8 protein-coding genes are annotated in these 6,727 nt (G+C 31.1%); 1 reads left to right on the top strand and 7 read right to left on the bottom strand.

Annotation, left to right across the window (positions count from 1 at the left end; translation table 11 throughout):
- Positions 1-273 precede the first annotated feature (273 nt).
- The 6 genes from K5V07_RS05930 to pyrR all read right to left on the bottom strand — a co-directional run bounded on the left by K5V07_RS05930 (position 274) and on the right by pyrR (position 4,507).
- Positions 274-777: a CAP domain-containing protein gene (locus tag K5V07_RS05930; RefSeq protein WP_221916757.1), complete on the bottom strand. Its 504-nt coding sequence runs from the start codon at positions 775-777 to the stop codon at positions 274-276.
- Between the two features lie 161 nt (positions 778-938).
- Entirely contained in the window at positions 939-1,583 is a 645-nt protein-coding gene (gene pdxH / locus K5V07_RS05925) for a pyridoxamine 5'-phosphate oxidase (protein WP_221916756.1), read from the bottom strand.
- 40 nt (positions 1,584-1,623) lie between these two features.
- Positions 1,624-2,529 carry a ribonuclease Z gene (locus K5V07_RS05920; RefSeq protein WP_221916755.1) on the bottom strand — a complete coding sequence of 302 codons (906 nt, stop codon included), beginning with the start codon at positions 2,527-2,529 and terminating at the stop codon, positions 1,624-1,626.
- 70 nt (positions 2,530-2,599) lie between these two features.
- On the bottom strand, positions 2,600-2,932 hold the full coding sequence (locus tag K5V07_RS05915) for a ribonuclease Z (RefSeq protein WP_221916754.1): 333 nt from the start codon (positions 2,930-2,932) through the stop codon (positions 2,600-2,602).
- A gap of 67 nt (positions 2,933-2,999) precedes the next feature.
- Positions 3,000-3,926, bottom strand: a complete 927-nt coding sequence (locus K5V07_RS05910) for an aspartate carbamoyltransferase catalytic subunit (protein ID WP_221916753.1) — start codon at positions 3,924-3,926, stop codon at positions 3,000-3,002.
- A gap of 35 nt (positions 3,927-3,961) precedes the next feature.
- Complete coding sequence (gene pyrR, locus K5V07_RS05905; protein ID WP_086454975.1) at positions 3,962-4,507, bottom strand: bifunctional pyr operon transcriptional regulator/uracil phosphoribosyltransferase PyrR; 546 nt, start codon at positions 4,505-4,507, stop codon at positions 3,962-3,964.
- Between the two features lie 199 nt (positions 4,508-4,706).
- On the opposite strand from pyrR, the gene K5V07_RS05900 reads away from it, so the two are divergent.
- Complete coding sequence (locus K5V07_RS05900) at positions 4,707-4,880, top strand: hypothetical protein (RefSeq protein ID WP_176330745.1); 174 nt, start codon at positions 4,707-4,709, stop codon at positions 4,878-4,880.
- Between the two features lie 67 nt (positions 4,881-4,947).
- Here K5V07_RS05900 and K5V07_RS05895 read toward each other — a convergent pair whose 3' ends face one another.
- On the bottom strand, positions 4,948-6,567 hold the full coding sequence (locus K5V07_RS05895) for an ABC-F family ATP-binding cassette domain-containing protein (protein WP_221916752.1): 1,620 nt from the start codon (positions 6,565-6,567) through the stop codon (positions 4,948-4,950).
- Between the last annotated feature and the right edge of the window lie 160 nt (positions 6,568-6,727).

The raw sequence follows: 6,727 nt of genomic DNA, 5'->3' as shown, positions 1-6,727 counted from the left end.
TCAAACAAGATATATCAAGGGGAATATTTACTTGTCTTTTATCTTAAACGTTACCTTAGTGATAACAACTGTAAAGAATTTATCTCTTCATTTTCTAAAAAACCACTGTGATTTAGAGTGATAAATGATTCAATTATTCATATTTACAATAGTAAATGCTAATTAATATACCGCCTAATAAAACTTAAATTAGACCTTAAAACAGCTGATAGTAGAAATAAAAAAGCTACCTCATAGTTATGAGATAGCTTCAAAAAAAAAAACTTAAAAAACTTAAATTCTAGCAAATAAATTTGTGAAATATTTTCTACCAGTTGTAGGATGTTCTCTAACTGCTAAACCAAAGTGAGTAAAATTACCTTCGATTACTGCTTTGTGTCCTGGACTTGCAAGCCATGCATTAAGAACAGATTGAGGAGTATTATAGTTGTAAGCTACATTTTCGCTAACTGTCTTAGCTCCTAAAGTTTTTATGATATTATCTGATCTTTCAACAAAATTATTATGATTAACAACATTATTTTCAATCATATAATTGTCATGCTCTTCAGACTTAAAAGACATATGATTAATTTTCAAAAGTGGGTTAAGACCTTTACTTACACGATAAGAATTGATTAAATCCATCGTTTCGATTTCAAAAGCACTATACGAAAAATTAGAAACTTTTTGTACAGTAGGCTCATTAATTTCTTCATCTGAACTATTAGATGAACATGACGCTGATATACAAACCACTAAACTTAGCAATAATGTACGAAGTAATTTTGTAGTCATAATGTAGTAGGTTAAACTTAAAGTCGATTGTGGGGCAACAAACTTTAAAATTAGTAATCTAATTTTATTTTCTTATTCAAATATAGATAAAAAATCCGTTATAAGGTAAATAAAATCGATGAACTACATCAATAAAACAAAATTGTAAGTTTAATTACATGTTATGGAGCAAGTCTGTCAATTTTCCAAGATTGATCATTTTGAAAAATATAACGTATTCTGTCATGTAAACGATTAGGACGACCTTGCCAAAACTCTACTTCTGAAGGACTTACAATAAAGCCTCCCCAATATTCAGGTCTTGAAATAGGAGTATTTGAAAACTCTTTTTCTAACTTTAAAAGTGTAGTTTCCAAAACTTCTCTAGATGAAACCACTTCACTTTGGTTAGATGCAATTGCCCCAAGTTTACTACCATCTGGTCTTGAGTCAAAATAATTGTCTGAAATCATTTCAGAAGTTTTAGTGGCTACTCCTTTAATAATCACCTGTCGCTCCATAGTATGCCAAAAAAATGATAAACAAACTTTATCATTCTCAATAATAGCCCTACCCTTTTCTGAATTATAATTAGTATAAAAAATGAAACCTTCTTCAGAAAATTTCTTTAATAAAACAACTCTTGCTCTTGGAAAACCATCTAAACCAATTGTTGATAATGTCATGGCATTTACCTCACTATCTCCTCCATAGTCTTCAACTTCATGAAACCATCTATTAAATAAATTTATAGGATCTTCTGGAATGTTACTTTCTAAAAGTTCACTTTTATCATATGACTTTCTATAATCACTTAAATCATTCATTATCGTATAGTTTAAATAGTTTTTTTAAATTATTTGCATTTTAAAATTCAAAGCTTTTACCGTCGTCACCCAATAATATATTTGGAAAAACAGTTTCTGCTTCTTGTTTGAACATTTCAATACTTTCATAGCGTGTTGAATAATGTCCTAGAATTAATTGTTTTGCATTAGCTTTCAGGGCAATTAAAGCAGCTTCTTTGGCAGTAGAATGTAATGTTTTTTTAGCTAAATTTTCCTCTGATTGTAAGAAAGTCGATTCGTGGTACAGCACATCTACATTACTTATAATAGGAAGTATATCTTCATTATAAACTGTATCAGAACAAAATGCATAACTAAGAGCTGGAACAGGATCAAAGGTAAGATCCTTGTTTAAAACTACACTACCGTTATCAAGGGTAATGTCTTTACCGTTTTTAATATTTTGGTAATAACAAGTATCTATAGCATAATTTTGTACTGCTTCAATATTTAATTTTCGCTCTCCTATTTTTTCTTGGAACAAAAAACCATTGGTATACACTCTATGCTTAAGCGGAATTGTTTTGACAATAACTTTATGGTCCTCAAAAATTATTTCACTTTCTAAGGATTCTAATTCATGAAAATACAATCCATAATTTGTCCAGGAGTTTGATAATCTCAGTTGTAATTTTATAATCTCTTTAATCCCTTTGGGACCATAAATATGTAAATCAGTAGTCCTATTTAATAATGAAAATGTAGATATCAAACCTACTAAACCAAAAAAGTGGTCTCCGTGTAAATGCGAAATAAAAATATGATTGATTCTAGAAAACTTCACTTTATTTTTTCGAAGCTGAACTTGTGTACCTTCGCCACAATCAATTAGGAAGAGCCTGTTGTTAATATCTAAAACCTGTGATGTAGGATTTGTAAAAGTCCTAGGAGTGGCTGCATAGCAACCAAGTATTGTTAATTTCAAGGTGTGTTTAATTCGATTATTTATACTTGCTTGAATCAATCAAAAGGTTTAAAAAACCGAATTCAATTGATTAAAAGCCTAAATCTCTTTCAATCTCTTCCATTTCAATAATGTCATGTGCCTCTAATAATGATGGAACAACAGTTAATTTTGAAGGAACTGCATTATAATCAAAATCAGAGGTCACTATTACAAATGATTTTTTTGCTTTTTTATGATCCTTTGATAAAGGCAAAAAAAGTTTTATGTCTGATATACACATACTTTCATACATCAACAAATCAATAATAATGTTATGCTTTTCAAATGTCTTGTATTGGTGTGTGATTTTCATTAAAAAAGATGTAAAGTCACCTTGTGTATCTCGAATTACTATTGTGTGTCCTTTTTGATCTATTTTCATGATATTAAATTTAAATACATTTATAAAAATCTAGTGGTACATTATTTATCTAAAGTACTGAATATAGTTATTGAATTTTTGAGGCCAATAAATAAATGACAGCCATTCGTATGGCAACACCATTTTCAACCTGATTCAAAATTACAGATTGGTGATGATCTGCTACCTCACTTGTAATCTCAACTCCTCTATTAATAGGTCCAGGGTGCATAATCACGATTTCTTTGCTTAAGGACTCTAAAAGCGTTTTATCTAAGCCGTATTGCTGAGCATATTCCCGTGTTGATGGAAAAAAATTAACATCCATACGCTCATTTTGTACGCGTAACATATTAGCCACATCACACCATTCTAACGCTTTTCTTAAATCAGATTCAACACCTACTCCTAATGAATTGATGTATCTTGGTATTAACGTTTTTGGCCCACATACTTTTACCTCGGCTCCTTGCATTTGCAAAGCATAGATATTAGACAGTGCCACTCTTGAGTGCAAAACATCACCAACTATGACAACTTTTTTACCCGCAACTTCGCCTAAACGCTCTCTTATAGAATAACTATCTAGTAAGGCTTGTGTAGGGTGCTCATGAGCTCCATCTCCAGCATTTACAATGCTTGCTTTGACATTTTTTGATAAAAAATATGCGGCACCCGGATTAGAATGTCGCATTACTACCATATCTACTTTCATAGATAAGATGTTGTTAACAGTATCTATTAATGTTTCGCCTTTTTTAACTGAGGATTGTGCAGCCGAAAAACTAATAACATCAGCACTCAAACGTTTTTGAGCTAATTCAAAGGAAAGCTTTGTTCGTGTACTGTTTTCAAAAAAAATATTAGCTATTGTAATATCTCGTAACGATGGAACTTTCTTTATCGGTCTATTAATAACTTCTTTAAAATGATCTGCGGTTTCAAATATCAAGTCAATATCATTTTTATTGATGTACTTTATACCTAATAAATGATTTACGCTTAATTCTTTCATTTCTATTTACGATTATATTTTCTGATTTGCAATTGCTATGATTCACTAGTGATTAAATAAACACCATCTTCACCATCATTTTCTTTCCAACTAACTTTTACTTTTTCATTATTGATAGCATCTACCTGTCTTCCTCTATAATCAGGTTGAATGGGTAAATTACGACTGAATCGTCTGTCAATTAAAACTAGCAATTCAATTTCTGATGGCCTCCCAAAGGATTGGATTGCAGTCAATGCTGATCTAATACTACGACCGGTAAATAACACATCATCAATAAATATTACTTTTTTATTTTCAACAATAAAGTTGATCTTAGTTTTATTGGCTTCTAATGGTTTATCCGTTCTTCTAAAGTCATCTCTAAAAAATGTAATATCAAGATATCCCAACTGGATTTCAGGAGTTTGATATTCGTCTTGCAGAATTTCTTTTAAACGTTCTGCTAAAAAAACTCCTCTTGGTTGAATTCCTACCAAAATAGTATCTGAAAAATTGAGGTGTTTTTCTATTAATTGACAAGCCAAACGGTGTAAAATGATAGTAACTTCTTTAGCAGTAAGCAATACTTTTTGGCTCATAGCGTATTTATTCTTTGGTTACACAAATATACAAATACATATTTAGCATTTTCAAATTAAATATAAACAAATACTGCATGATATTATAAAAATTAGGTTGACTTCAATTTATAATTTTATTCGATAATTATGTAACAAACATTTTTACTTTTAAATGTAAATTTACAAAATACAATAACAACATTAAAAACCTTATATCATGCAAAAAATAGCTACTAGAATCTCGTTATTATCTTTCCTTTTAATCACTTTATCAAGTTGTTCCATTGTAAAAGGAATTTTTAAAGCCGGTGTAGGTGTGGGTATTTTTTTAGTTATTGCTGTTATTGCAATTTTACTTTTTATAATCACAAAAATATTCAAAAGAAAATAATAGCACTGCAAAAAACTTAAGCTGGAATTTATATCAAAAAAAATCCCGCTAATGCGGGATTTTTTTGTTATTTAGAATACATTTTCACTCTCAATTCTTGTACTTTTTCATCATCTAAGTAGTCATCAAATGTCATGTAACGGTCTATGGCTCCATTTGGAGTAAGCTCAATTACTCTATTAGCTACAGTTTGAGAGAACTCATGATCATGCGTGGTAAAAATCACGGATCCTTTAAAGTTTTTTAATGAATTATTAAAAGCCGTAATTGATTCCAAATCTAAGTGATTCGTAGGCTCATCAAGCATTAACACGTTAGCACGTTCCATCATCATTCTAGACAACATGCATCGTACTTTTTCACCACCAGATAAAACACGACATGTTTTTAAAGCTTCTTCACCTGAAAAAATCATTTTCCCAAGAAAACTCCTAATGTTTACCTCATCACGCTCTTCTTCTGTTTTTACCCATTGACGCAACCAGTCTACTAATGAATAATCACTTTCAAAAAACGAATGATTTTCAACTGGTAAATACGCTTGGTTTGTTGTAACTCCCCAATCAAAACTACCCGAATCTGCTTTTTGATTTCCGTTCAAAATTTCATAAAAAGCAGTAGTAGCGCGAGAATCTTTTGAAAAAAGGACAATCTTATCTCCTTTGGCCATATTCAAATCTACACCCTTGAACAAAATGTCTCCGTCAATAGAGGCACTCAAGTTTTGTACATTTAAGATTTGATCTCCTGCTTCACGCTCTTGATCAAAGATAATGGCAGGATATCTTCGGCTAGAAGGTTTTATCTCGGAAATATTTAATTTACTAATCATTTTTTTACGAGAAGTTGCTTGTTTAGACTTGGCAACGTTGGCAGAAAAACGACGAATAAATTCTTCTAATTCTTGTTTCTTTTCCTCTGCTTTTTTGTTTTGTTGTGCGCGTTGCTTTGCAGCTAACTGGCTCGACTCATACCAAAACGTGTAATTCCCAGAGTAATGATTGATTTTATTATAGTCAATATCAGATATATGCGTACATACAGAATCTAAAAAGTGTCTGTCATGCGATACGACTATTACCGTATTTTCATAATTTGCTAAGAAATTTTCTAACCACGCAATGGTTTCAAAATCCAAGTCATTGGTAGGCTCATCCATAATTAATAAATCAGGATTTCCAAACAAGGCTTGCGCCAATAACACTCGTACTTTAATTTTCCCCTCAAGATCACCCATTAATGTGTAATGGTTCTCCTCAGTTATACCTAGATTTGAAAGCATTGATGCAGCGTCAGAATCGGCATTCCAACCATTCATTTCTTCAAACTGGACTTGCAACTCCCCTATCCTATCCGCATTTTTATCATTATAATCCAAGTACAGTTCGTCCATTTCCTTTTTCACAGCATACAAAACTTTGTTTCCCATCATTACTGTTTCTAGTACTGAATGTTCATCAAACATGTTGTGATTCTGGTTTAAAACAGACATACGCTTGCCAGGTTCTAAGTGAATGTGTCCCGAAGTAGGATCCATATCACCAGCGATGATTTTTAAGAAAGTAGATTTTCCAGCCCCATTAGCTCCGATAACGCCATAAATATTTCCGTGTGTAAAGGTTGTATTTACTTCGTCAAACAATATTCGTTTGCCAAACTGAACTGATAAATTATTTACTGTTAACATGAATTATAATTTTAATAATTTTTTGCAAAAGTACAAAATTCGCTTAGTTTAATTTCATTTTATCATTTTAAGTTCTCAAAAAAAAAGAGGACATCATTTAGACATCCTCTCTGATAAAAATTTCTTATAAAAAAATTAAAAATTTGAAAAAGAAATTAAT

Origin of the sequence: Flavobacterium sp. CHNK8 (genome assembly GCF_019774515.1) — a bacterium.
Classification (GTDB): Bacteria; Bacteroidota; Bacteroidia; order Flavobacteriales; family Flavobacteriaceae; genus Flavobacterium; species Flavobacterium tiangeerense.
The sequence above is the reverse complement of the archived record's forward strand: the minus strand, read 5'-3'. Positions and strand labels throughout refer to the sequence as shown.

What these genes read in the sequence shown, in the direction of transcription:
- K5V07_RS05930 (WP_221916757.1), bottom strand. Translation starts at nt 777, where the DNA reads ATGACTACAAAATTACTTCGTACATTATTGCTAAGTTTAGTGGTTTGT.
- pdxH (WP_221916756.1), bottom strand. Translation starts at nt 1,583, where the DNA reads ATGAATGATTTAAGTGATTATAGAAAGTCATATGATAAAAGTGAACTT.
- K5V07_RS05915 (WP_221916754.1), bottom strand. Translation starts at nt 2,932, where the DNA reads ATGAAAATAGATCAAAAAGGACACACAATAGTAATTCGAGATACACAA.
- K5V07_RS05910 (WP_221916753.1), bottom strand. Translation starts at nt 3,926, where the DNA reads ATGAAAGAATTAAGCGTAAATCATTTATTAGGTATAAAGTACATCAAT.
- pyrR (WP_086454975.1), bottom strand. Translation starts at nt 4,507, where the DNA reads ATGAGCCAAAAAGTATTGCTTACTGCTAAAGAAGTTACTATCATTTTA.
- K5V07_RS05900 (WP_176330745.1), top strand. Translation starts at nt 4,707, where the DNA reads ATGCAAAAAATAGCTACTAGAATCTCGTTATTATCTTTCCTTTTAATC.
- K5V07_RS05895 (WP_221916752.1), bottom strand. Translation starts at nt 6,567, where the DNA reads ATGTTAACAGTAAATAATTTATCAGTTCAGTTTGGCAAACGAATATTG.